This is a genomic window from Pseudomonas sp. PKS, assembly GCF_051913525.1.
Lineage (GTDB): Bacteria > Pseudomonadota > Gammaproteobacteria > Pseudomonadales > Pseudomonadaceae > Aquipseudomonas > Aquipseudomonas guariconensis_D.
The window spans coordinates 158,773-181,572 of the sequence record NZ_JBEGDO010000006.1 but is presented as its reverse complement, the minus strand read 5'-3'; the positions used below and the strand labels follow the sequence as shown (position 1 = coordinate 181,572).

Sequence of the window (22,800 nt, the reverse complement as noted above, 5' to 3'; positions counted from 1 at the left end):
CTGGCTAATAATTAGTTCTATTCATAGAGTCGCTTATGCCCCTGACCGATAACCAACACCGCTTCGGCATGCAGCTGGCCCAGATGTCCCGTGGTTGGCGCGCCGAACTGGACCGCCGCCTTGCCGGGCTCAACCTGTCCCAGGCGCGCTGGTTGGTGCTGTTGCACCTGGCCCGCTTCGAAGAGTCCCCGACCCAGCGCGAGCTGGCCCAGAGCGTAGGGGTCGAGGGGCCGACGCTTGCGCGGTTGCTCGACAGCCTGGAGAGCCAGGGCCTGGTGCGCCGTCAGGCGGTGATGGAAGACCGTCGGGCGAAGAAGATCCTGCTGTGCCCGCCGGCCAAGCCGCTGATCGACCAGATCGAGACCATCGCCAACGCCCTGCGTCAGGAGTTGTTCACAGGTGTCGACGAGGCTGATCTGGAAGTCTGCATGCGGGTGCATGCGAAGATTCTCGCCAACCTCGAAAAGTCCTGAATCCATGCCACGTGGGGCCGCCTTGCGGCTCATCGCAGCGCTGCCAGCGCCTACGCATCTGTGGGAGCAGGCGAAGCTTGTGATGGGCCGCAAGGCGGCCCCACTGGTTTTAGAAGGTGTGGCCCAGGTTCAGGTACACCGCCTTCTGGTGCTCATCGTTGGCTCCATAGCTGATGTTCAACGGCCCCAACGGTGTCTCCAAGCCCAGGAAGATGCTCGCCGCATTGATGTACCCGCTGTCGAACTCGTTGTCGTTGTTCCAGGCCCGGCCACGCTCGAGCGAGCCACCCAGGTACAACGGGAAGTCCAGCGGTAGGTAGGCGCGGGGCGTCAGGCGGCGGTAGTAGACCATGCGCATCAGGCTGATGTTCTGCCCGGACACCGAGTCCTGGCGAAAGCCCGACAACTGCCTGGCCCCGCCGAACACGAAGCTTGAGGTCACCACCTGGGCGTCATCCAGGGTACGCCCATAGCGCCCGCCCAACACCAGGCTGTTCGGCCCGCTGCTGAAGGCTTTGTCCAGCTTGAGCTCCCACTGGCGGTACTGCTCGTCCGAATCCAGCGACTTGTCGTATTTGCGCACGGTCAGCCCGATGTCTTCGCCGCTGTGGGGGAAGTACACGTTGTCAAACGTGTCGAAGGAGTACTTCAGCTCGTAGAAGCCTTCGTTGAAGCTGACCGAGGGCAGGTCCTGGTCGCCGATGCGTACCTCGGCCTCGCCCCAGGCCTTGCCCACTCCCACGCGCACTTCGCCATAGGTGCCGATCTGTCGGCCGAGGTTGAGGCCGAAGCCATAGCGCTCAAGGCGGTATTCGGCGATTGGGTCGTTGTCCAGGGTCGCCTCGATGTTCTGCGAGCCGAAGTCCAGATAGGGCGCGACGAAATAGCGCGAGCCCACGTCCAGGGGTTGGTAGAACTCGCTGTAGAGCTCCTGCTGGTCGCCGATCTGGGCACGAGTCAACCACTCGGCGCCCAGCCGGTTGATGCCGTTGACCCGGTAGCTGGCGCCGAGGTTGAAGGCGCTGTCGCCGCGCATGTCGTCCGAAAGATTCAGGCCCAGGCGCAGGTAATCGGTGCCGCCACGCCTGCCGCGGGCGTTGATCACCAGGGTGTTGTCATCGCCTTTGTGCACCACGCGGTACTGCACCCGGTCGAAGTAGTCCAGGCCGTACAGGGTGCCCATGTCGGTCTGCAGGCGGTCAAGCTCCAGGGGTGCGCCCAAGGGTTGGCGGATGTAGTAGCGGATCACATCGTCGCTGACCTTTGAATCATTCTCCACCTTGATCGCGGTGATGATCGGTCGGCGCTGGCGTGGCGAGCGGGCCACGGCCAGCCCGGTGTCGCCCTCGGTGCGGCGCAGGCTGGCCAGGCGGTTGTCCAAGGCTCGGGCGGCGCGATAGCCGGCATCGATCATGTCTTGGGCGCGGCCGAAATCGGTCACGCCGAAGGCGGCGAGCGAGGGCTGGATGAGAACGTCGTCCTGGTGCAGGCTGGCCAGTTGCTCCTCGGAGTTGCGCCGGGTCATCAAGGTGATCGACTGGTTGAGCACGTCGACCACCGTGGCCAGTTGCTTGCGATCACGCAAGGGGGTGCCGATGTCGACCACGATGGCCAGGTCCACCCCCATGTCCCGCGCGACATCGACGGGGATGTTGTCGACCATGCCACCATCCACCAATAGGCGGCCGTCGAGTTCGACCGGGGCGAACACCGCCGGGATCGACATGCTGGCGCGGATCACCTGGGGCAGGTGGCCGCGGCTGAACACCACCTTTTCGCCACTGGCAATGTCGGTGGCCACGGCGCGGAAAGGGATCGGCAGCTTGTCGAAATCACGGGTGTCGGCGGTGTGGGCCAGCTTGCTTTCCAGCAGCAGGGAGAGGTTCTGGCCCTGGATCACGCCCAGGGGCAGGCCTAGACTGCCATCGTCGCGAAAACTGAGCTTCTGTTTGACCAGGAAATCGCGGTCGTCCTGCTTGCGCCGGAACGGTACGTCCTTGCGTGGAGGGGCATCGGACAGCGCCTGCTGCCAGTCGAGGGTGGTGGCGAGTTTCTCGAGTTCCTCGACGCTGTAGCCGGAGGCATACAACCCGCCGATCACCGCCCCCATGCTGGTGCCGGCGATGGCGTCGATGTGTACGCCTTGCTCCTCCAAGGCCTTGAGCACGCCGATATGGGCAATGCCCCGGGCCGCGCCACCTGACAACACCAGGCCAACCTTGGGCCGGGCGACTTCAGCGGCCAAGGTGGTGAAACTGGTGAGTATCAGCAAAAGGCAGAACAGCAGGCGGCGCATCGTGAGTCTCAAAACCGTGGTCAAAGACCGCTAGTATAAGCGGCTCATCCCCGAAGGAGACGCGTTGCCATGACGCAGCCCAAGCCCGAAATCGTCATCACTTATTGCACCCAATGCCAATGGCTGCTGCGTGCGGCCTGGCTGGCCCAGGAACTGCTCAGCACCTTTGCCGACGACCTGGGCCGCGTGGCCCTGGAGCCGGGCACCGGTGGCGTGTTTCGCATTACCTGCGATGGCATCCAGCTCTGGGAGCGCAAGGCCGATGGTGGCTTCCCCGAGGCCAAGGTGCTCAAGCAGCGACTGCGCGACCAGATCGACCCGCAGCGCGACCTGGGTCATAACGATCGCTGATCAGGCGCTTTCGGCCAATGAGCGCTGCCTGGACGGTTGCTCGGCAGCCATGCGGCTGGAGAGCACGATGGCGAAGATGATCAGCACGCCGCCCGCCAACATGCGCACGGTCGGCGTTTCGGCGAACACCACCCAGGCGACGGCGATGCCATAGACCGGCTCCATGCCGAACACCACGGCGGCGGTGCGCGCCTTGATCACTGCCAGGCTGGCGACGAACAGGCTGTGGGCGACGCCCGTGCAGAAGATGCCGAGCAGGGCGATCCACAGCCAGTCCATGGTCGCTACCTGGTTCAGGCCTGGGCCGGCGAAGGGCAGCAGGCACAGGCCCACCACCAGGTTCTGCCACAGCGCGGCCTGTACCGCCGGCAGACGCCCGGAACCGGCGCGATTGGTCAGCGACAGCAGCGAGAACAGCAATCCCGAAAGCAACGCCCACAGCAGGCCACCTGTCGCTTCGCTTTGCAGGTCGAAGTCGGGGGTGACCAGGACCAGGCCGATGCTCACCAGCACCACCAGCACGGCCTCGTTGCGGCGAATGCGCTCGCGGAACAACAAGCCTTCGAGAATCACCGTGAAGGCGGGGAAACTGGCGAAGCCCAGGGTAGCGATGGCCACGCCGCCGACCTTGACGGCAATGAAGAAACTGACCCAATGCCCGGCCAGCAGCACGCCGCCGAGCAGCAGCCGGCGCGCATCCTGGGCGCTGAGGCGTTGCCAACCGGGGCCGGCGAGGCTGGCGAACAGTGCCAGGGCGACCACGGCGAAGGCGGCGCGTCCGAAGACGATGATCGTGGGGCTGGCACTGGTCGCCAGCTTGCCGAAGACGCCGGTGAGGCCGAAGAAAAGGGCGCCGATGTGCAGGGCGCCAAGGGCGGTGCGGTGGTTCATGGTAGTCCTTGTGATGACAGTGACCCAGGCCCGGTGGAGCGGGCGTGTCCCTCGATGGGTCAGGAGGCCGGCGAACAACCCGCTGGCTCGATCTTCAAGGGCCAGTCTACGAGGGCGGCCGCGTACTGTCTGTCGCGATCCTCGCGTCAGTTGTCGCCAGGCTCGCGGCGCAAGGCCATGGGCGAGCGGCCGAAGTCGCGCAGCATGGCGGCAGAAAACGCACTCTGGGAACTGTAACCGACCTGCGCTGCAATTTCGCCGATCGGCAGGCAGGTCTGCTGCAGCAAACGTCGCGCCTTGAGCAAACGCCGCTGGCGGATGTAGTCCATCGGCGTCATGGCGCATTCGCTGGCGAAGCGCGCATGCAGACGGGCGCTGGATAAACCGGCCAGGCGCGCCAGGTCGGCCACCTGCAGCGGGTGGGCCGCGTGCTGCTCGATGTGTGCGTCGAATGCCGCATAGGGCAGGCGCCGCTGGACGCTCACCGGCACGGTTTGCGCATTGAGGCTGGCCAGCAGCAGGACTGCGCCCTGTTGGGCGATCAACGGGTCATCCACCGGGCTGCTGGCGAGCCAGTCGACCAACTGTTGTTGCCGGCTGTCCAGGCTCAGGGGGCCTGGGCGATCGAGCAGGCGCCGGCTGGCATCGGCATGGCGGCCCAATTGCTCGTGTAACCAGTGTTCGTCGGGAACGTCCAGCACCAGGCAATCGCTGCCGGATGGGCTGCCACAGGTGTGATGTGCGCCGGCCGGCACCACCATCAGGCCTTGGCGCTGGACTAGCGCGCCATGGCCCTGAACCTCGAAATCCAGGCGGCCACCCAGGCCAAACACCAATTGTGAATGGTCGTGACTGTGGGCGATCAGGTCGTGGCGGTAGTGGCGCAGGGAGAGGATCGGGCCGGCGGTCATGAGAACTTCCTCGCGGGGCAGGGCGCTAGGCTCTGTACGAAATGTATCCGCACCCGCCCAACTGCGTTGAAACGGGGCTCGGAATGCTCATGTACGCCAATACACTGCACTTGCTCGCCCCGTTTCGCCTTGTCTGGCCTTCACGCGGACACATTTCATTCGGGCCCTAGTGTACACACCGGGCTGTTGCCCGGGGAATCCGTCACGCCGCTGCCACCAACCTGTCATCCACAACTGCCAGTCTCCAGCAAACAGCGCAGGAGCCTGCCCATGACCCATGCCGAACTCGCCCGCCCGTCGCGCAAGCAACGCGTGCGCACCTTGTGGATTTCCGATGTGCACCTGGGGACCCGCGATTGCCAGGCCGAACACCTGTCGCGGTTTCTCAAGGGGTACCAGGCCGACCGCATCTACCTGGTCGGTGACATCATCGATGGCTGGAAACTGCGCAGCGGCATCTACTGGCCCCAGGCCCATACCAATGTCATCCGCCGGTTGCTCACCCTGAGCAAACGCGGCACCGAAGTCATCTATGTCACTGGCAACCACGACGAGTTCCTGCGGCGCTACTCCAAGCTGATCCTTGGCAACATCCAATTGGTGGATGAGGCCGAACACCTGACCGCCGATGGCCGGCGCCTGCTGGTGATCCATGGCGACCAGTTCGATGTGATTACTCGCTACCATCGCTGGCTGGCGTTCCTGGGTGATCGGGCCTACGAATTCACCCTGGTGCTCAACCGTTGGCTCAACCACTGGCGGGCCCGCTATGGCTACGGCTATTGGTCGCTGTCGGCGTACCTCAAGCACAAGGTCAAGGGGGCGGTGAACTTCATCAGCGACTTCGAGGATGCCATCGCCCATGAGTGCACCCGGCGGGGCTTGCACGGCGTTGTCTGCGGTCATATCCATCACGCCGAGATTCGCCAGGTAGGAGAGGTGCAATACCTCAATTGCGGCGACTGGGTGGAGTCGTGCACGGCGCTGATCGAGCACTGGGACGGACAGATCGAGCTCTATCGCCTGGCCGATGCCCAGGCCCGCGAGGCGGAGCGCTTGGCCGCGCTGCGTGAGACGGCTTAATCGCCCTAGAGGCTGATCTTGCCGCGCAGGATATCGCGGAACATGGCGAAGTCGCCCAGCAGGCTGTACAGCGGATGAGTGAAGGTGGCCGGGCGGTTTCTCTCGAAAAAGAAATGACCGATCCAGGCAAAGCCATAACCGGCAAATGGCACGGCCAGCAGCAGTTGCCAGCGCCCGCTGGCGAAGGTGTAGGCGAGCAGGGCGATGACCAGGCTGGTGCCGACGAAGTGCAGGCGGCGGCAAGTGGGGTTGCTGTGTTCGCCCAGGTAATAGGGGTAGAACTCGGCAAAACTTCGAAATTGTGCAGTAGAGGTCATGGCAGTACTCCCGTCAGGTTCGCGTTGTGAACAGATACACGGCGCGGAGCCTGAATCGAGTCTAGAGTGATTGTCGGAGCCGGCCAGTGACCCAAGGCGCCAATTGAGTATCTTTTCGATTCGCCGCATGAAGCGGTCAGTACAAGAAGCCTGCCATGAGCGAGAGAACCACGTCAGCCAGCTGGGCATCAGGGATTGTCAAAGCGCTCGAGCTGGAAGGGCTCGACTGCCAGGCCATGTTCAAGCAGCTCGGGCTGGATTTCACGGCCCTCGACGATCCTGACGCGCGCTTTCCCCAGGACGCCATGACCCGTCTGTGGCAGTTGGCGGTGGAGCTTTCAGGCAATGAGGCGATTGGTCTGAACATGGCCCGCGTGGTGCGTCCGGCATCGTTCCATGTGGTGGGTTATGCACTGATGTCCAGCCGCACCCTGGCCGAGGGATTCGAACGCCTGGTGCGTTACCAGAGGATCATCGCCGAGAGCGCCGATCTGAGCTTTCGCCTGGAGCCGGAGGGTTACGCGCTGGTGCTGACTGTGCATGGCGATCACCTGCCCCCCACTCGCCATAGCGCCGAGGCTTCGCTGGCCTGCGCGTTGTCCTTGTGCACCTGGCTCAGCGGGCGCTCGATCCAGCCGCGTCGAGTATTGATCCAGGGGCCACAGCCGAAGAACATCGAGCCCTACAAGACGGCCTTCCACGCCCCCTTGGTGTTCGGTGCGCCCCATGATGCGCTGGTGTTCGAGCGGGCGGACATGGAAGCGCCTCTGCCGACGGCCAACGAGGCCATGGCCGTGTTGCACGATCGCTTCGCCGGGGAGTACCTGGCACGCTTCTCGGAAAGCCGGGTGACCCATCGGGTGCGCCAGGTGTTGTGTCGTGTCTTGCCCCAAGGCGAGCCCAAGCGCGAAACCCTTGCCCAGGCGTTGCACCTGTCCGAGCGCACCTTGCAGCGCCGCTTGCAGGAGGAGGGCACCAGCTTCCAGACCTTGCTCGACGACACCCGCCGGGAACTGGCTGAACAGTACCTGGCCCAGCCCGGCATGACTTTGCTGGAAACCGCCTACTTGCTGGGGTTCGCCGACCCGAGCAACTTCTACCGGGCGTTCCGCCGCTGGTTCGATGTCACCCCTAGCGAGTACCGCGCCCGCCTTGAGGCAGAGTCGGTCAGTGACGCCAGAACGCCGGCATGCACAACACCAGCACCGTAATGATTTCCAGGCGGCCGAGCAGCATGCCGCCTGAGAGAATCCACTTGGCCGCATCCGGCAGGGTTGCATAGTTGCCCGCCGGGCCAATCACCTCGCCCAGGCCCGGCCCGACGCCGGAGACGGTGCCCGCGGCGCCGGTCAGCGCGGTCATCCAGTCCACGCCCAGCAACGACAGCAGCAGGGCGATGACGCAGATGGTGACTGCGAAGAAGAACGAGAAGGTCAGGATCGAGCGCACGATCTCTTCGTCGAGACGGTGGCCGTTGTATTTTTGCTTGATCACCGCGCGGGGGTGGATCAACTGGTTGAGGCTCGCCTTGAGCAGGATGTAGGCGACCTGGAAGCGGAAGATCTTGATGCCACCGGCGGTGGAGCCGGAGCAGCCACCGATGAAGCCCAGGTAGAAGAACAGCATCAGCGAGAAGTTGCCCCACAAGCTGTAGTCGCCCAGGGCGAAGCCGGTGGTGGTGACCACCGACGTGACGTTCAGTGCCACGTGGCGCAAGGCGTCGAGCCAGTGCAGGTTGGTGGTGGCCCAGTACCAAGTACCCAGCACCAGCCAGGTGGCCACCAGCAAGCCGAGCAGGCCCTGGACCTGCTGGTCGCGGATCAAGGCTTTGCGGTTGCCGCGCAAGGTGGCCACGTACAGGGTAAACGGCACGCTGCCCAGGATCATCACCACCACTGCCACCCAGTGCACGGCGGGGATGTCCCACTTGGCCAGGGACTGATCGGAGGTGGAGAACCCGCCGGTGGAAATCGCCGACATGGCATGGTTGATGGCATCGAACGGCCGCATGCCTGCCCACCAGAACGCCAGGCTGCCGAACACGGTGATGCCGACATACACCGCCACGATCGACTTGGCGACCATGTGCGAGCGCGGCATGACCTTTTCAGAGCGGTCGGAGGATTCGGTCTGGAACAGGCGCATGCCACCGATTCGCAGCAGCGGCAGGATCGCCACCGCCATGCCGATGAAGCCGATGCCGCCGAGCCAGTGCAGCATCGAGCGCCACATCAGGATGCCTGGGGACATGTTGTCGAGCCCGCTGAGCACTGTGGCGCCGGTGGCGGTGATGCCGGACATGCTTTCGAAAAAGGCGTCGGTGTAGCTGATGTGTTGGGTCAACAGGAACGGCAGGGCGGCGAACACACATACGACCAACCAACTGCTGACCGTCAGCAGGTACATGTCGCGAGGGCGCAGGTGGACGTGCTCGGGCCGCCCTTGGACGACCAGCGCCAGGCCGGCGATGAAGGTGATCAGGCTCGACCAGAGGAAAGAAGGCATGTCGCTGGTGCGTTCGAAGACCACCAGGGTCGCCATGGGCACGACCATGCTGACCGCCAGGGTGATCAGGAAGATGCCGATGATGAAACCAATAATCCTTAAGGTCGGCAACGCCATGTGATCTGCTCTGACTCGAAACGGAAAGGGCGCCATTTTAAGCGGCAGGCTGCAAGCTGCAAGCGGTAAGCGTGAGAGGACGTTTTTCTTGCGGCTTGCAGCTTGTGGCGTGCAGCTTGAGAATGGCCGCACTTTTTCAATCTGCCAGGAGGGTAGCCCATGGAGGCTCTCGACGCATTGCTCAACCGTGTTTCCGTGCCACGCCTGACCGACCCGGCGCCCAATGCCGCCCAGCGCGAAGCGCTGTTCCAGTCGGCCTTGCGCGCCCCGGACCATGGCCAGCTGCGCCCATGGCGCTTCCTGACCATCGAGGGTGCGGCTCGCGAAAAGCTCGGTGAGCTGTTCGCCGAAGCGGTACAGAAGAAGGGCGATGCCAGCCAGGCCGCGCTGGACAAGGCGCGGGCCATGCCGCTGCGTGCGCCTTTGCTGATCGTGGTGGTGGCTCGCCTGCAGGACCACTTCAAGGTGCCCAAGTCCGAGCAGCGTCTGGCAGCCGGTTGCGCCGCCCATGGCATCCTCATCGCCGCTCATGCCCAGGGGATCGGCGCGGTGTGGCGTACCGGCGACATGGCGTTCGATGCCCATGTGCATCAAGGCCTGGGGCTTGCCGACAACGAGGAGCTGATCGGCTACCTGTATGTCGGCACGCCCATGACCGAGCCACGTACCGCCCCGGTGCTGGCCACCGCCGACTTCGTCAGCGCCTGGGGCGAGTGATGCACCAGGGCCGCTGCGCGGCCCTGGGCCCTGTCAGCTGGCAATCATCTCGCAGGGCAGCTCCAGCGTCGCGACAAACCCACCTTGCGGGTGATTGCCCAGCATCAGGTTCCCACCGTGGCGTTCCGCCGCCCGCCGGGCGATGGCCAGTCCCAGGCCATGCCCTGGTGCTTCCTGCCCAGGAGCGCGGAAGAACGGCTCGCCCAACTGTGCCAGGTGCTCATCGGCCACCCCGGGGCCATGGTCACGTACGCTCAGTACGATGCGCCCAGGCTCACGAGCGGCATGGATCTCGATCGGCTGACCTGGCGGATTGAAGCGCAAGGCATTGCGCACCAGGTTGTCCACGGCACGCTCGATCAGTGTCGGCCAGCCTTGCAGCGTGAGTCCCGGTGCTGCCTCCAGGCGTATCTCCTGCTCCGGGACGCTGAGCTGGGCGTCCTTGCGCACGCTGCCCAGCAGGGCGTTGAGGTCCACTGGCTCGGCATGGGACTGCTCGGCGTCGACCCGGGCCAGGGCGAGGATTTCGCTGATCAGGTCTTCCAGGCGATCGCACTCGCGGGTCAGGCGCGGCCATAGGGCCTGGCGCTGCTCAGGCTCGGCACGTTCGGCCAAGGCCAGAGCGATGCGCAGCCGCGCCAAGGGTGAGCGCAGCTCATGGGAGACATCGCGCAGCAGCTGGCGCTGGCTGCCGATCAGACTTTGCAGGCGTGCTCCCATCTTGTTGAAGTCATTGGCCAGTACACCGAACTCGTCACGCCGGGCCGCCAGTCGCGCCAAGCTGTTCTGCTGGTAACTGGTTTGTCCCAGGTCGTGCACCGCCCCGCGCAGCCGGTTGAGTGGGCGGGTAATCGACAGCGTGACGAACAGGCTGAACAACGTCAGCACCACCAGCGCGATCCCCAAGGCGCTGAGCGGCCACAGCAGGCTCTCGCGGTGCCAGGCATTGAGCGCCGGATGTGGAATGCGGTAGATCAGCAGGTAGGTCTCGCCACTGTCAGGGCTGGTGTATTCCTGGGTCAGGCGACGCCAAGGCAGGCGGCGCTGGTCGTTGTGCTGGCGCGCCTCGAAGGCGGCGGCGCGACGTGGGAAAGTGCCCGGGACCACGGCCTCGCCACTGTCGTTGAGCACTTGCACGTCGATGCCAAAGCGGTGCTTACGCCGTTCCAGAAAGCGCTGGGCGGACTCCAGGCCTTCCTGCTCATAATGCTGGGTCCAGCGGCTGGCCAGGGTATTGAGGCCCGGATGGCGACTGAGGATCCAGGCGTCCTGGTTGAGCATGTGGCCGAGCAGGATCGACAGGCCGGCGACCAGGGCGATGGCCAGCCAGAAGCTGGCCAGGATGCGCCAGAACAATGACCGCAAGAGCACCTCCTGAAAGCAAGAAAAGCCCGGCCCGCCGGGAGGCGGGTCGGGCGCAGGGCTGACAGCTTACTGGGCCTTGGTGCCTTTTTCAGCTTTCCAGGCCTGGAACTCCTGCCACTCGGCCTTGCGGGCGGCGCGTTCCTTTTGCAGCTCGTCGAACTTCTTCTGCTGGTCGGGCTTGAGCAGGGCGCGGATATCGGCCTGGGTCTTGTCGTGGCTGGCCTTGATCTCGTCTTTCATGGCCTTCTGGTCGGCAGCCGGCAGTTTGGCGATGTAACGTTCGGTGATGTCGCGGCGGTGTTTCATTTGCTCGCCCATCAGCTTGCCGATCTGCTGGCGCTGGTCGCGGCTCAGGTCCAGTTGGGCGAAAGGCGCGTCCCCGCGATGATGCCAGCCACCGTGGTGCGGACCGCCTTCGGGCATGGCCATGGCCACGGTCGGCAGGGTGGCGGCGAACATCAGGGCGATAAGGGTCTTGCGCATGGTGTTTCTCCTTTCATGGGCCGGTGGTTACCGGATGAGCCCAGTCTAGGGAAAGCAAGGTCAAGGGCGGTCAGGTGAGCGTAAAGACTTGGTAAAGGCTCGAGCTGCAAGCTACAAGACAGATCCGTGGTGGTAGGCGGCCTTCTTGCAGCTCGCAGCTAGAGGCTGTAGTAGTAACCGCGGCTACGCAGGGCAACGATGCGAGGACGGCCATCAGGGTGCGGGCCGACTTTCTTGCGCAAGTTGCTGACATGCATGTCCAAGCTGCGGTCATAGAGGGTCAGCTTGCGGCCCAGGGCGATCTGTGCCAGCTCCTGTTTGTCCAGTGGGGCGCCGGGCTGACGCAGCAATGCCTCGAGAATGCGGCTTTCCGAAAGGGTGAGGGTCATTTCGCGAGCATCGACACTGACCACGCCCCGCGCAGGGCTGAAGGTCAGGTCGCCGACTTCGAGCTGGGTGCTGGTGGCTGCCGGGTGGCTGCGGCGCAACACCGCGCGCAGGCGGGCGGTGAGCTCGCGTGGGTCGCAGGGTTTGGCCAGGTAGTCGTCGGCGCCCAGCTCCAGGCCCAGGATACGGTCCAGGGGTTCGCCGCGGGCCGACAGCATCAGCACTGGCAACTCCGCATGCTCGGTGCGTAGTTGCTTGAGCAGCTCCAGGCCACTGCCATCAGGCAGCATCACGTCCAGCACCACGGCCGCCGGCGCATGGGCAGCTAGGGCCTGGCGTGCGCTCTGGCCATCGTGGCAGGCACGTACGTCGAACCCTTCCTGGCTCAGCCAGCTGCCGAGCAGCTCGCAGAGTTCCTGGTCATCATCAATCAGTAACAGCTCGCTCATGACTCACTCAATTCAACCATTGACGGCGTCTTCTGTGTCCGCCGCTGGCTAAGATACCGCAGACAGCCGAAAACAGTGCAACGGCCGAGCCGATCACGAACCACAGCTGCTGGTCGCTGAGCAGCGGTACCGGGGTGCTGGCCTGCAGTTCCTTGAGCGAAAGCTTCAGGCGCTGGTTTTCCTGGCGCAGGCGTGCGAGCTGAGCATTGTCTTGCTCGTTTTGGGTGTCTTGCAGTTGCTGGTTGAGCGCGGCGCGTTGCTGTTCACTGTCCTGCAGGCGTTGCTGCAGCGCGGTGATCTGCGCGGCGGCAGTCAACGACAGTGGTTCTTCGGCAATGGCGAAAGGGGACAGCGACAGCAGGCAAAGCAGCAGGGACATCGGACCTCGGCGCATTGGAACTCCTGATTCCTATCGGTTCAGAAGGTTGTCGGCCGAAGGTCGCAATAGATGAGCGCGGGCCTCATGAACCTGTCATGAGGCCCGGTCCGATCAAGGCAGGACTTGCTTGAAGGGCTTGACCACGACTTTGTCGTACACGCCGGCAGCGATGTACGGGTCGGCATCGGCCCAGGCTTGGGCGGCGGCCAGGGAGTCGAATTCGGCGACGATGAGGCTGCCGGTGAAGCCTGCGGCGCCAGGGTCGTTGCTGTCGATCGCCGGGTGCGGGCCGGCCAGGACCACACGGCCTTCGGCCTTGAGCTGCTGCAGGCGCTCGATGTGCGCCGGGCGGGCAGCCAGGCGTTTTTCCAGGGAACCTTCGACGTCGCTTGCGATGATGGCGTAGAGCATGTCAATCCTTAGGTTTGGAAGTGGAGGGGTCGCTGTCATGCAGATGGCGCGACAGGTACACGCCCTGGGCCACCAGGAAGATCACGGTCATGCCCAGGCTGCCGAATACCTTGAAGTCGACCCAGAAGTCCTGGAAGGTGAATGCGACGAACAGGTTGGCCGCACCGCACACCAGGAAGAAGCCGATCCACGCCAGGTTCAGGCGTGTCCAGATAGCATCGGGCAGGCTCAGGGCGTGGCCCATGATGCGTTTGATCAGGACTCGGTCACCGACGAAGTGGCTGCCGGCGAAGGCCAGGGCGAACAGCCAGTTCACCACCGGTGCCTTCCACTTGAGGAAGGTTTCGCTGTGGAAGGCCAGGGTAAGGCCACCGAACACCAGGCAGGCGACCAGGGTCAGCAACTGGCCCTTCTCGAGCTTGCCGTGGCGCAGGAACAGCGCGCCGTAGACCACCAGGGAGCTAAGGATCAGCACCGCCGTGGCGCTGTAGATGCCGCCGAACTCGACGCTGTGACCAGCGATTTCGACCGCGCGCGGGTCGAGTTTGTAGACGATGAAGAACAGCAACAGCGGGATGAAATCGATGAATTGTTTCACAGTGGCAGCCAGAAGCGGGATGTGACGGCATAATAACAAACATCGATTCCAGCGAAAGCGCTCCTCCATGAATGTTGATCTGCACTGTCACAGCACGGCCTCCGACGGCGCCTTGTCGCCTTCGGCCCTGGTCGCCCGGGCCCACGAGCATGGGGTGCAGACGTTGGCACTGACCGACCACGACACCATCGAAGGCCTGGCCGAGGCGCGTCAGGCCTGCCACGCCAACGGCATGCGCTGGGTCAGTGGGGTGGAGCTATCCTGCACCTGGGGTGGCGCCACGATCCATGTGCTGGGCTATGACTTCCCGCTCGACGCACCGCCGCTGCTCGAGGCTATCGAGGCCTTGCACCGTGGCCGCTGGTTGCGCTCCGAGGAAATCGACCGACGGCTCGCGGCCAAGGGCATGCCCGGCACGCTCGAAGGCGCCAGGGCGGTGCAGCAGGAGCTGGGTGACAGCGGCAACGCCCCGGCGCGTCCGCACTTTGCCGAGTTCCTGGTGCGTGCTGGCCACGTCAAGGACCGCGGCGAGGCGTTTCGCAAGTGGCTGGGCGCCGGCAAGCTGGGCGACGTCAAGCTGCACTGGCCGACCCTGGAGGAAACCGTCGCCACGCTGCGTCGGTCCAACGCTTGGGTGAGCCTGGCCCATCCCATGCATTACGAATTGACCCGCAGTAAGCGCAGACGGCTGATTGCAGACTATATTCAGGCAGGCGGGCAGGCGTTGGAGGTGGTCAACGGGATGATGCCGGCCGAACAGGTGGGCACGATGTCCATCCTCGCCCGTGAGTTCGGCCTGCTGGCAAGTGCCGGCAGTGACTTCCACGGCCCCGGCACCTGGGGCGAGATCGGTGCCTACCGGCCATTGCCCGAGGATCTGCCACCTTTGTGGCGCCGATTCAGCCATGAACAGCCTATGGCGGTATGAACAGGACGACTACGTGAGCCAATTTTTCCAGATTCATGCGGAAAACCCGCAGGCGCGCCTGATCAAACAGGCCGTCGAGATCATCCGCAAGGGCGGTGTCGTGGTCTATCCGACCGACTCGGCCTACGCGATGGGCTGCCAGATCGGCGACAAGACTGCCGTAGAGCGGGTCCGACGGCTGCGCCAGCTGGACAAGAACCACAACTTCACACTGCTGTGTTGCGACCTTTCGCAAATGGGGTTGTTCGCCAAGATCGACACGGCGACCTTCCGTCTGCTCAAGGCGCACATTCCCGGGCCTTACACCTTCATCCTCAACGCCACGCGGGAAGTGCCCAGGTTGTTGATGCATGAAAAGCGTCGCACCATCGGCCTGCGGGTTCCTTCCAACCCCATCGCCCGGGCACTGCTCGAGGAACTGGGCGAACCCTTGATGAGCGTGAGCCTCATCCTGCCCGGTGACGAAGAACCGATGACCGACCCCTATGAGATCCGTGCGCGCCTTGAGCACCAGGTGGACTTGATCATCGATGGCGGCTTCGGTGACCTCAAGGCTTCCACCGTGATCAGCCTGGAAGGTGATGAGCCGGAAGTCATCCGCGTTGGCTGTGGCGACCCCGCGCCCTTCCTGGCGCCCGCGTGAGCCCGGTGCAAGAGGTCGAGGCACCGGTCGCTGACAGCGAGGCGCCGCAACAGCTGCAACTGGCGCTGGTCTATGGCGAGGCCCTCACCGAGCTGCCGCTGGATCTGTACATCCCTCCTGACGCCCTGGAAGTGTTCCTTGAAGCCTTCGAGGGCCCGCTGGACTTGCTGCTGTACCTGATTCGCAAGCAGAACATCGACATCCTCGACATCCCCGTGGCGGAGATCACCCGCCAGTACATGTCCTACGTCGAGCTGATGAAGAGCGTGCGCCTGGAGTTGGCCGCCGAGTACTTGGTGATGGCTGCCATGCTTGCCGAGATCAAGTCGCGCATGCTGCTGCCGCGCTCCAGCGAGGTTGAGGAGGAAGAGGGCGATCCGCGTGCCGAGCTGATCCGCAGACTGCAGGAATACGAGCGCTTCAAGGCCGCCGCCGAAGGCCTTGATGAGCTGCCGCGGGTAGGTCGGGAGGTTGTCGTGCCGCGCCTGGAGGCGCCTCAGGCCAAGGTCCGCAAGCTGTTGCCCGATGTTTCCCTGGAAGAAATCCTGCTGTCCATGGCCCAGGTGATGCGGCGCAACGATCTGTTCGAAAGCCATCAGATCACCCGCGAGACCTTGTCGACCCGCGAGCGCATGAGTGAAGTGCTCGAACGCCTCAAAGGTGGCGGCTTCGTGCCATTCATCGAGCTCTTTACCGTCGAGGAAGGCAAGTTGGGGGTGGTGGTCACCTTCATGGCGATTCTCGAACTGGTGAAGGAATCGCTCATCGAACTGGTGCAGAATGACCCCTTTGCCCCGATCCATGTCCGTGCCCGGGCCGAGTGACCACGAGCAAGCCTTTCCTACCGATGAACCTTAACGAACCCCGTGACCTGGCCTCGCTGATCGAAGCCTTCCTCCTTGCTTCTGGCAAGCCGCAATCGCTCGAGCGCTTGTACGAGTTGCTCGAAGAGGCCGAGCGCCCAGCGCCTGCTGTCTTCAAGAAGGCTTTGGAGATCCTGGCCAAGTCCTGCAATGGCCGCGCCTTCGAGCTCAAGGAAGTGGCGACCGGCTACCGCCTGCAGATCCGTGAGGATTTTGCGCCCTGGGTCGGCCGGCTGTGGGAAGAGCGTCCGCAGCGTTATTCCCGCGCTCTGCTGGAGACCCTGGCGCTGATTGCCTACCGTCAACCGATCACCCGTGGCGAAATCGAGGATGTGCGCGGCGTGGCGGTCAACAGCAACATCATCAAGACCCTGATGGAGCGTGAATGGATCCGTATCGTCGGTTATCGCGAGGTGCCCGGCCGGCCGGCGATGTTCGCCACCACCAAGGCATTGCTCGATCATTTCAACCTCAAGAGCCTTGACGAACTGCCGGCCCTGGCCGAACTGCGCGAAATGGATACCGAGCCGTTGCTGGATCCGGATGACGCGCCCGTGCCTGCGCATCTGCAGGCGCTGGCCGATGCGAGCCTGGGTGAGGACGAGGAGGGCGAGGTGCCGCCGCGGGAGGAGACCAGCTTCCGGACGCTGCTGGTGGAGCTCGATGCGATGGAGGATGGGCTCAAGACCGATTTTGATGATCTGCGAGATGAGGCCGCCAATGTCGAGGATGAGCGTGAGCCCTAGACCGTTTGGGCCGCACAGGTACAGCGGGGTGACTCGTCAATAGGATGCCGCACCTTCGGGCGGAAATTCACAGCCCAGTCGAGAAAACCCGCTAGTCTCCAGTGCGTTCGTCCGCCGAACCGCGTATGATGCGCGCCCCTTTGGCGCATCCTTCGCCAAAAAACGCTTTCACTACTACACCGGGAGGTGCCCAGATGAGTGACCAAGACCTGCAAGAAACCCAACCCACCCCTCCGTCCGGCGAAAAGCTGCAGAAGGTACTGGCGCGTATTGGCGTCGGTTCGCGTCGTGACGTCGAGGCCTGGATCAGCCAGGGCCGTATCAAGGTCAATGGCGTCGAGGCCACTCTTGGCCAGCGCGTCGACCTGCACGATGCCATTGCCGTCGACGGCAAGCTGATCAAGCGCGTGGAGGCCGCCGAGGCCACCCGCCGAGTGATCATGTACAACAAGCCCGACGGCGAGATCTGCACCCGTGACGATCCGGAAGGCCGTCCGACGGTGTTCGACCGCCTGCCACGTCCGAAAGAAGGGCGCTGGATCAATATCGGCCGTCTGGACATCAACACCACCGGCCTGCTGCTGTTCACCACAGACGGTGAACTGGCCAACCGCCTGATGCACCCCTCCTACGAGATGGACCGTGAGTATGCGGTGCGTGTGCGCGGTGAGGTCGACGACGACATGATCGATCGTCTCAAGGCGGGTGTGATGCTCGAAGATGGTCCGGCGAAGTTCACCGACATCCAGAAGGCTCCAGGCGGCGAAGGCTTCAACCATTGGTACCACTGCGTGGTGATGGAAGGTCGCAACCGTGAGGTGCGTCGCCTGTGGGAATCCCAGGGTGTGGTGGTCAGCCGCCTCAAACGCGTGCGCTTCGGTCCGGTGTTCCTCAATTCCGACCTGCCGATGGGGCGTTGGCGCGAAATGACCCAGGGCGAGATCGACATCCTGGCAGCGGAAGTCGGCCTGCAGCCGGTGGCGTTGCCAGCGTTGAACCTCAAGGCCAAGGACAAGCTCGAGCGCATGCAGCGCAAGTCCACCCGGCCGCTGGGTCGGGGCGAACGCGTGCGTACCCTGCGTCCCGCCCAGGATGGCCAGGCCGAGCGCCCGGCGCGTGAACGTCCGGCACGTGAAGAGGCGCCACGCAAGGGCGGTCGCAGCAGCACCGTCGCCGAACGCCCGAGCGAGATGCGCAAGCGTCCGGCCAAGCCGGAGGCCGATAAGCCAGCAGGCCGTGGCCGCGGCAAGCCACGCGGCTGATTGCTCAGCGTCATCAAAAGGGGCCCATCGCGGCCCCTTTTTTGTGCCTCGAGAAATCTAACGTCTTGATCCAACGCGTTTTTTCGTGCGATCTGGAAACCCTGTCGACCGGCTTGTAACAAATTTTTTACGAAATGCCCCGTTTTTTGTCGTCACGCCTACGGCTGTAAACAAATTCTGCCAGGAGCCGCGTTCCAGAGCCGCTTCCTCGCCTCTCCCCCCCTTGCCCAACCCTTCGTCGCACGCTGATATAGCGCTCATGCCGTGTGCAGGGCCTGGCCGTAGAGCCGGGCATCGAAAACAACAAATGGAGGCGCCATGTACGCCGATCATCTTGCCTTTTCAGGCCATCCCTCCAGGATCGCTGCGTTTTTTCATCAGGAAATGACGCAACGCGTTGACGCCTGCGCGTTTGCAGGGGTATACAATGCGCCGCGTTTTACCTGTGACCCCAATGCGTACCGCGCACTCTTGTTGACGCCTGGTTGAGTCGCCCTGGGCCTGCCCCTCGGTGTCATCACCCCCGTCCAAGAAACCCAAGGTAACCACCTTGCCCATTCCGCTGCGCCACGAGCGCGGTGGGTCCGATTCCGTCACAGATAAAAACAAGCAGGTGACTTCGTTCATGAGTGGACAAAACATGCCTTCAGGCGAGCTCAAGCGTGGCCTGAAGAACCGCCATATCCAGCTGATTGCCCTGGGTGGCGCAATTGGTACCGGATTGTTCCTGGGCTCTGCCGGCGTGATGAAGTCCGCCGGTCCGTCGATGATTCTCGGCTACGCCATCTGCGGCTTCATCGCCTTCATGATCATGCGCCAACTGGGCGAAATGATCGTCGAAGAGCCGGTTGCCGGCTCCTTCAGCCACTTTGCCCACAAGTACTGGGGCGGTTTCGCGGGCTTCCTGTCCGGTTGGAACTGCTGGGTGCTGTACATTCTGGTCGGCATGTCGGAGCTGTCCGCGGTCGGTAAGTACATTCACTACTGGTGGCCGGAGATCCCGACCTGGGTCACTGCGGCGGGCTTCTTCATCCTGATCAACGCGATCAACCTGATGAACGTGAAAGTGTTCGGCGAGGCCGAGTTCTGGTTCGCCATCATCAAGGTACTCGCTATCGTCGGCATGATCGGCCTGGGTGCCTATCTGCTCACCAGCGGCAGCGGTGGTCCTGAGGCCTCGGTGACCAACCTGTGGGCCCATGGCGGTTTCTTCCCCAATGGCGTGAGTGGCCTGGTGATGGCTCTGGCGATCATCATGTTCTCCTTCGGTGGCCTGGAAATGCTGGGCTTCACCGCAGCCGAGGCCGACAAGCCAAAGACCGTGATTCCGAAGGCGATCAACCAGGTCATCTATCGCATCCTGATCTTCTATATCGGCGCGCTGGTGATCCTGCTGTCGCTGACCCCGTGGAACAGCCTGGTCGCGAGCATCGATGCCTCCGGCGGCAGCTATGGCAGCAGCCCGTTCGTCCAGGTGTTCTCGCTGCTCGGTAGCGACGTGGCGGCGCACCTGCTGAACTTTGTGGTCCTGACCGCGGCGCTGTCGGTGTACAACAGCGGTACCTACTGCAACGCTCGCATGCTCTACGGCATGGCCGAGCAAGGCGATGCCCCGGCAGGCCTGGCCAAGATCGACAAGCGCGGCGTACCGGTCCGTTCGATCCTGGCCTCCGCTGCCGTGACCCTGGTCGCGGTGCTGCTGAACTACTTCATGCCGCAGCATGCGCTGGAACTGCTGATGTCGTTGGTGGTGGCTGCCCTGGTGATCAACTGGGCGATGATCAGCTACTCGCACCTGAAGTTCCGTCAGCACCTGGACCGCACCGGGCAGAAGGCGCTGTTCAAGGCCCTCTGGTACCCGTATGGCAACTACCTGTGCCTGGCCTTCGTGGTGCTGATCCTGGGAATCATGCTGCAGATCCCTGGTATCCAGGTCTCGGTGTATGCGATTCCGGTCTGGCTGGTGGTGATGTATGCCTTCTACATGCTCAAGAGCAAGCGGAGTGGGCAGGCCTCCGGCGCCGCCGGGTCCGTCGCCAAGTAAAGCTGTTACCCACTAAAAAACCCGATGGCAGGAAACTGCCATCGGGTTTTTTGTGTGTGCGAGGGAGGGCGCGAGGCGCCCTCGGCAGCGCCAGGCTCAGAGGAACACGAACTTGGCGATGAAGATCACGCAGAGCACCCACAGGCTTGCAGAGATTTCCTTGAACTTGCCGGTCCCGGCCTTGAGCGCCACATAGCTGATGAAGCCCAGGGCGATGCCGTCGGCAACCGAGAACGTCAGCGGCATCATGATCACGGTGACGATCGCAGGAATGCTGTCGGTCGCCTCGTCCCAGTGGATGTGTGCCATGCTGCCCATCATCAGCATGGCCACATAGATCAGGGCCCCTGCGGTGGCGTAGGCGGGGATCATGCCGGCCAGCGGCGCGAAGAACATGGCGGCGACGAACAGCAGCCCGACCACCACGGCCGTCAGGCCGGTACGACCACCGGCGGCGACGCCTGCGGCGCTTTCCACATAGCTGGTCACAGGTGGCACGCCGACGGCAGCCCCGAACACGCTGGAGGCACTGTCGGCCTTCAGTGCACGGGACAGGTTCTCGATGCGGCCGTCTTCACCGACCAGGTTGGCGCGCTGGGCCACACCCATCAGGGTGCCGGCGGTGTCGAACATGTGCACGAACAGGAACGCCAGCACCACGCTGATCATGCTGACGTTGAATACGCCCGCCACATCCATGGCCATCCAGGTCGGTGCCAGGCTCGGAGGCAGCGAGAACACCCCGCCATACTGGACCAGGCCCAGGCCCCAGCCTGCCAAGGTAACGGTGATGATGCTGATGAGGATCGCGCCGAACACACGGTGGTAGCTCAGTACCGCGATCATCAGGAAACACACTGCTGCCAGCAGCGGGCCAGGCTCATGGAGAGAGCCCAGCTTGATCAGCGTGGCAGGACTGTCGACGACGATGCCGGCGGTTTTCAGGCCGATCAGTCCGAGGAACAGGCCGACCCCCGCACCCATGGCGTGGCGCAGGCTGACCGGAATGCTGTTGAGCAACCATTCGCGCACGCGGGAGAGGGTCAGGGCCATGAACAGCACGCCGGATACGAACACTGCACCCAGTGCCGCTTCCCAGGTGTAACCCATGGTGCCGACCACGGTGTAGGTGAAGAAGGCGTTGAGCCCCATGCCGGGGGCCAGGCCCACCGGCCAGTTGGCGTAGAGGCCCATCAACAGGCAGCCCAAGGCCGCGGCGATACAGGTGGCAACGAACGCCGCACCATGGTCGATACCGGCATCGGCCATGATGTTGGGGTTGACGAAAATGATGTAGGCCATGGTGATGAAGGTGGTCACCCCGGCGATCAGCTCGGTCCTGACGGTGCTGCCGTGTCGCTTGAGTTTGAAAATCCGTTCCAGCCAACTCGTTTCGAGCGGTGGAGCGAGATCCAGCGTAGGGGCTTCGGATTTGCGGCTTTCCACAGCGAGTACTCCTCAAGTCTTTCTTGTTGTTTCGGAACCTTGGTCCTGCGCCAGTGCACTTGGGCGGTTCCGCGAGGGGATTGGCAGACGTCTGATCGATTTGTTGACTTTCGAGTCAGAAAGTTGCTCGCTGGATTATGCTGTTGTGTACAAATAATGCAAATAATGTTTTATTTTTTGTGTGCGCGATCTGTCGCGTAGTGGCTATATGGGAAAGGCCACCTGCAGAAATCGAATGGCCTGTGTACAATAGGTCGATACCTTGGTCCCTTTATTTTCTATCCAGGACTTGCCAGCCACCCTCTGACAGGTATTACAGTCAAGGTCCCGACTGGCGGATCCTCGTGCTCGAGAACCCATGAACGAACAGCTGCAACCTCTGAAGAAACCTGCGCGCAATGGCAAGGCCGGCCGCAGTGGTACCCAGGACGACATCGTCTATGCGCATATTTTCGAGGCGATCCTCGAGCAGCGTCTGGCACCGGGCACCAAGTTGAGCGAGGAAGCGCTGGGCGAGATCTTCGGCGTCAGCCGCACCATCATCCGTCGTGCCTTGTCGCGTCTGGCCCACGAAAGCGTGGTGCTACTGCGGCCCAATCGCGGTGCAGTGGTGGCGAGCCCTACGGTGGAAGAGGCGCGCCAGGTGTTCTTCTCCCGGCGCATGGTCGAGCGCGCAATCACCGAGCTTGCCGTGCAGCACGCCACGATCGAGCAACTGAACGAACTGCGCCAGATGGTACGCGAGGAGCGCGACAGCTTCTCTCGTGGCGACCGGGGCGCGGGTATCCGCCTTTCCGGCGAGTTCCACCTCAAACTGGCCGAAGCCGCTGGCAATGCCCCCCTGATCAGTTTCCAGCGCAGCCTGGTTTCGCAAACTTCGCTGATCATCGCACAGTACGAAAGCGGCAACCGTTCGCACTGCTCCTACGACGAGCACATGCAACTGATCGATGCCATCGAGGCCCGTGACGCGGAGCTGGCAGTGAATCTGATGATGCATCACATGGATCACATCGACACCAAGCTGAACCTGGACGAGGAGGGCGCCTCCGACGACCTGCATGCTGTGTTCTCGCATTTGCTGAAAAAGCCGAAGGTGCCAGTCAAAGGTTGATCGTTTGCCCGGTCTACGGGC

25 protein-coding genes are annotated in these 22,800 nt (G+C 63.3%); 12 read left to right on the top strand and 13 right to left on the bottom strand.

Annotation, left to right across the window (positions count from 1 at the left end; translation table 11 throughout):
* The first annotated feature begins 35 nt into the window (after positions 1 to 35).
* Entirely contained in the window at positions 36 to 473 is a 438-nt protein-coding gene (locus ABOA88_RS08975) for a MarR family transcriptional regulator (RefSeq protein ID WP_043214353.1), read from the top strand.
* Positions 474 to 582: 109 nt separating this feature from the next.
* Here the strand turns inward: ABOA88_RS08975 and ABOA88_RS08970 are convergent, their stop codons facing one another.
* On the bottom strand, positions 583 to 2,769 hold the full coding sequence (locus tag ABOA88_RS08970; protein WP_196169030.1) for a patatin-like phospholipase family protein: 2,187 nt from the start codon (positions 2,767 to 2,769) through the stop codon (positions 583 to 585).
* A gap of 69 nt (positions 2,770 to 2,838) precedes the next feature.
* Here ABOA88_RS08970 and ABOA88_RS08965 point away from each other — a divergent pair, with 69 nt between their 5' ends.
* Positions 2,839 to 3,120, top strand: a complete 282-nt coding sequence (locus ABOA88_RS08965; RefSeq protein WP_043214349.1) for a SelT/SelW/SelH family protein — start codon at positions 2,839 to 2,841, stop codon at positions 3,118 to 3,120.
* Here ABOA88_RS08965 and ABOA88_RS08960 read toward each other — a convergent pair whose 3' ends face one another.
* The gene (locus ABOA88_RS08960) at positions 3,121 to 4,011 is read right to left on the bottom strand and encodes a DMT family transporter (protein WP_367851271.1); all 891 of its coding nucleotides are present in this window, start codon (positions 4,009 to 4,011) and stop codon (positions 3,121 to 3,123) included.
* Positions 4,012 to 4,157: 146 nt separating this feature from the next.
* Complete coding sequence (locus tag ABOA88_RS08955) at positions 4,158 to 4,922, bottom strand: AraC family transcriptional regulator (RefSeq protein WP_367851272.1); 765 nt, start codon at positions 4,920 to 4,922, stop codon at positions 4,158 to 4,160.
* Between the two features lie 270 nt (positions 4,923 to 5,192).
* Here ABOA88_RS08955 and ABOA88_RS08950 point away from each other — a divergent pair, with 270 nt between their 5' ends.
* Positions 5,193 to 6,005 carry a UDP-2,3-diacylglucosamine diphosphatase gene (locus ABOA88_RS08950; protein WP_367851273.1) on the top strand — a complete coding sequence of 271 codons (813 nt, stop codon included), beginning with the start codon at positions 5,193 to 5,195 and terminating at the stop codon, positions 6,003 to 6,005.
* 5 nt (positions 6,006 to 6,010) lie between these two features.
* On the opposite strand, the gene ABOA88_RS08945 is transcribed toward ABOA88_RS08950, so the two are convergent.
* Positions 6,011 to 6,322: a DUF962 domain-containing protein gene (locus ABOA88_RS08945; RefSeq protein WP_196169034.1), complete on the bottom strand. Its 312-nt coding sequence runs from the start codon at positions 6,320 to 6,322 to the stop codon at positions 6,011 to 6,013.
* A gap of 155 nt (positions 6,323 to 6,477) precedes the next feature.
* Here ABOA88_RS08945 and ABOA88_RS08940 point away from each other — a divergent pair, with 155 nt between their 5' ends.
* On the top strand, positions 6,478 to 7,533 hold the full coding sequence (locus ABOA88_RS08940) for an AraC family transcriptional regulator (protein ID WP_196169035.1): 1,056 nt from the start codon (positions 6,478 to 6,480) through the stop codon (positions 7,531 to 7,533).
* Here the strand turns inward: ABOA88_RS08940 and ABOA88_RS08935 are convergent.
* The gene (locus tag ABOA88_RS08935) at positions 7,490 to 8,944 is read right to left on the bottom strand and encodes a TrkH family potassium uptake protein (RefSeq protein ID WP_196169036.1); all 1,455 of its coding nucleotides are present in this window, start codon (positions 8,942 to 8,944) and stop codon (positions 7,490 to 7,492) included. The genes ABOA88_RS08940 and ABOA88_RS08935 overlap by 44 nt on opposite strands.
* Positions 8,945 to 9,103: 159 nt before the next feature.
* Here ABOA88_RS08935 and ABOA88_RS08930 point away from each other — a divergent pair, with 159 nt between their 5' ends.
* Complete coding sequence (locus ABOA88_RS08930) at positions 9,104 to 9,661, top strand: nitroreductase family protein (protein ID WP_196169037.1); 558 nt, start codon at positions 9,104 to 9,106, stop codon at positions 9,659 to 9,661.
* Between the two features lie 33 nt (positions 9,662 to 9,694).
* On the opposite strand, the gene ABOA88_RS08925 is transcribed toward ABOA88_RS08930, so the two are convergent.
* The 6 genes from ABOA88_RS08925 to ABOA88_RS08900 form a co-directional block, all read right to left on the bottom strand.
* Positions 9,695 to 11,032, bottom strand: coding sequence for a sensor histidine kinase (locus tag ABOA88_RS08925; RefSeq protein WP_367851274.1), 1,338 nt, complete (start codon positions 11,030 to 11,032; stop codon positions 9,695 to 9,697).
* A gap of 60 nt (positions 11,033 to 11,092) precedes the next feature.
* Positions 11,093 to 11,509: an LTXXQ domain protein gene (locus ABOA88_RS08920; RefSeq protein WP_043214328.1), complete on the bottom strand. Its 417-nt coding sequence runs from the start codon at positions 11,507 to 11,509 to the stop codon at positions 11,093 to 11,095.
* Positions 11,510 to 11,667: 158 nt separating this feature from the next.
* On the bottom strand, positions 11,668 to 12,345 hold the full coding sequence (locus tag ABOA88_RS08915; RefSeq protein ID WP_196169039.1) for a response regulator transcription factor: 678 nt from the start codon (positions 12,343 to 12,345) through the stop codon (positions 11,668 to 11,670).
* A 7-nt stretch (positions 12,346 to 12,352) separates the two neighbouring features.
* The gene (locus tag ABOA88_RS08910; protein ID WP_196169040.1) at positions 12,353 to 12,739 is read right to left on the bottom strand and encodes a translation initiation factor 2; all 387 of its coding nucleotides are present in this window, start codon (positions 12,737 to 12,739) and stop codon (positions 12,353 to 12,355) included.
* Positions 12,740 to 12,835: 96 nt separating this feature from the next.
* Positions 12,836 to 13,135: a YciI family protein gene (locus ABOA88_RS08905; protein WP_070092114.1), complete on the bottom strand. Its 300-nt coding sequence runs from the start codon at positions 13,133 to 13,135 to the stop codon at positions 12,836 to 12,838.
* A 1-nt stretch (position 13,136) separates the two neighbouring features.
* The gene (locus ABOA88_RS08900; protein WP_196169042.1) at positions 13,137 to 13,733 is read right to left on the bottom strand and encodes a septation protein A; all 597 of its coding nucleotides are present in this window, start codon (positions 13,731 to 13,733) and stop codon (positions 13,137 to 13,139) included.
* Positions 13,734 to 13,800: 67 nt separating this feature from the next.
* On the opposite strand from ABOA88_RS08900, the gene ABOA88_RS08895 reads away from it, so the two are divergent.
* From ABOA88_RS08895 to rluB, 5 genes are all read left to right on the top strand, one after another.
* A complete protein-coding gene (locus ABOA88_RS08895; RefSeq protein WP_070092112.1) occupies positions 13,801 to 14,661 on the top strand; it encodes a PHP domain-containing protein in 861 nt (286 codons plus the stop codon).
* A gap of 13 nt (positions 14,662 to 14,674) precedes the next feature.
* The gene (locus ABOA88_RS08890; RefSeq protein WP_196169043.1) at positions 14,675 to 15,304 is read left to right on the top strand and encodes an L-threonylcarbamoyladenylate synthase; all 630 of its coding nucleotides are present in this window, start codon (positions 14,675 to 14,677) and stop codon (positions 15,302 to 15,304) included.
* A gap of 125 nt (positions 15,305 to 15,429) precedes the next feature.
* Positions 15,430 to 16,128 (top strand): segregation and condensation protein A, encoded by a 699-nt coding sequence (locus tag ABOA88_RS08885; RefSeq protein ID WP_367851323.1) that lies wholly within the window; start codon positions 15,430 to 15,432, stop codon positions 16,126 to 16,128.
* Between the two features lie 23 nt (positions 16,129 to 16,151).
* Positions 16,152 to 16,913, top strand: a complete 762-nt coding sequence (gene scpB, locus ABOA88_RS08880) for an SMC-Scp complex subunit ScpB (RefSeq protein WP_196169044.1) — start codon at positions 16,152 to 16,154, stop codon at positions 16,911 to 16,913.
* A 194-nt stretch (positions 16,914 to 17,107) separates the two neighbouring features.
* Entirely contained in the window at positions 17,108 to 18,175 is a 1,068-nt protein-coding gene (gene rluB, locus ABOA88_RS08875; RefSeq protein WP_196169045.1) for a 23S rRNA pseudouridine(2605) synthase RluB, read from the top strand.
* Between the two features lie 342 nt (positions 18,176 to 18,517).
* Here rluB and ABOA88_RS08870 read toward each other — a convergent pair whose 3' ends face one another.
* Complete coding sequence (locus tag ABOA88_RS08870) at positions 18,518 to 18,802, bottom strand: hypothetical protein (RefSeq protein ID WP_196169046.1); 285 nt, start codon at positions 18,800 to 18,802, stop codon at positions 18,518 to 18,520.
* Here ABOA88_RS08870 and ABOA88_RS08865 point away from each other — a divergent pair.
* Positions 18,801 to 20,219, top strand: a complete 1,419-nt coding sequence (locus tag ABOA88_RS08865) for an amino acid permease (RefSeq protein ID WP_196169047.1) — start codon at positions 18,801 to 18,803, stop codon at positions 20,217 to 20,219. The genes ABOA88_RS08870 and ABOA88_RS08865 overlap by 2 nt on opposite strands.
* A gap of 96 nt (positions 20,220 to 20,315) precedes the next feature.
* Here the strand turns inward: ABOA88_RS08865 and ABOA88_RS08860 are convergent, their stop codons facing one another.
* Positions 20,316 to 21,665 (bottom strand): NCS2 family permease, encoded by a 1,350-nt coding sequence (locus ABOA88_RS08860; RefSeq protein ID WP_196169048.1) that lies wholly within the window; start codon positions 21,663 to 21,665, stop codon positions 20,316 to 20,318.
* 358 nt (positions 21,666 to 22,023) lie between these two features.
* On the opposite strand from ABOA88_RS08860, the gene ABOA88_RS08855 reads away from it, so the two are divergent.
* Positions 22,024 to 22,779: a GntR family transcriptional regulator gene (locus ABOA88_RS08855; protein ID WP_070092105.1), complete on the top strand. Its 756-nt coding sequence runs from the start codon at positions 22,024 to 22,026 to the stop codon at positions 22,777 to 22,779.
* The last annotated feature ends 21 nt before the right edge of the window (positions 22,780 to 22,800 follow it).

Coding starts and splice junctions, on each gene's coding strand:
- ABOA88_RS08975 (WP_043214353.1), top strand. CDS start 36: ATGCCCCTGACCGATAACCAACACCGCTTCGGCATGCAGCTGGCCCAG.
- ABOA88_RS08970 (WP_196169030.1), bottom strand. CDS start 2,769: ATGCGCCGCCTGCTGTTCTGCCTTTTGCTGATACTCACCAGTTTCACC.
- ABOA88_RS08965 (WP_043214349.1), top strand. CDS start 2,839: ATGACGCAGCCCAAGCCCGAAATCGTCATCACTTATTGCACCCAATGC.
- ABOA88_RS08960 (WP_367851271.1), bottom strand. CDS start 4,011: ATGAACCACCGCACCGCCCTTGGCGCCCTGCACATCGGCGCCCTTTTC.
- ABOA88_RS08955 (WP_367851272.1), bottom strand. CDS start 4,922: ATGACCGCCGGCCCGATCCTCTCCCTGCGCCACTACCGCCACGACCTG.
- ABOA88_RS08950 (WP_367851273.1), top strand. CDS start 5,193: ATGACCCATGCCGAACTCGCCCGCCCGTCGCGCAAGCAACGCGTGCGC.
- ABOA88_RS08945 (WP_196169034.1), bottom strand. CDS start 6,322: ATGACCTCTACTGCACAATTTCGAAGTTTTGCCGAGTTCTACCCCTAT.
- ABOA88_RS08940 (WP_196169035.1), top strand. CDS start 6,478: ATGAGCGAGAGAACCACGTCAGCCAGCTGGGCATCAGGGATTGTCAAA.
- ABOA88_RS08935 (WP_196169036.1), bottom strand. CDS start 8,944: ATGGCGTTGCCGACCTTAAGGATTATTGGTTTCATCATCGGCATCTTC.
- ABOA88_RS08930 (WP_196169037.1), top strand. CDS start 9,104: ATGGAGGCTCTCGACGCATTGCTCAACCGTGTTTCCGTGCCACGCCTG.
- ABOA88_RS08920 (WP_043214328.1), bottom strand. CDS start 11,509: ATGCGCAAGACCCTTATCGCCCTGATGTTCGCCGCCACCCTGCCGACC.
- ABOA88_RS08915 (WP_196169039.1), bottom strand. CDS start 12,345: ATGAGCGAGCTGTTACTGATTGATGATGACCAGGAACTCTGCGAGCTG.
- ABOA88_RS08910 (WP_196169040.1), bottom strand. CDS start 12,739: ATGCGCCGAGGTCCGATGTCCCTGCTGCTTTGCCTGCTGTCGCTGTCC.
- ABOA88_RS08905 (WP_070092114.1), bottom strand. CDS start 13,135: ATGCTCTACGCCATCATCGCAAGCGACGTCGAAGGTTCCCTGGAAAAA.
- ABOA88_RS08895 (WP_070092112.1), top strand. CDS start 13,801: ATGAATGTTGATCTGCACTGTCACAGCACGGCCTCCGACGGCGCCTTG.
- scpB (WP_196169044.1), top strand. CDS start 16,152: ATGAACCTTAACGAACCCCGTGACCTGGCCTCGCTGATCGAAGCCTTC.
- rluB (WP_196169045.1), top strand. CDS start 17,108: ATGAGTGACCAAGACCTGCAAGAAACCCAACCCACCCCTCCGTCCGGC.
- ABOA88_RS08865 (WP_196169047.1), top strand. CDS start 18,801: ATGAGTGGACAAAACATGCCTTCAGGCGAGCTCAAGCGTGGCCTGAAG.
- ABOA88_RS08870 (WP_196169046.1), bottom strand. CDS start 18,802: ATGAACGAAGTCACCTGCTTGTTTTTATCTGTGACGGAATCGGACCCA.
- ABOA88_RS08855 (WP_070092105.1), top strand. CDS start 22,024: ATGAACGAACAGCTGCAACCTCTGAAGAAACCTGCGCGCAATGGCAAG.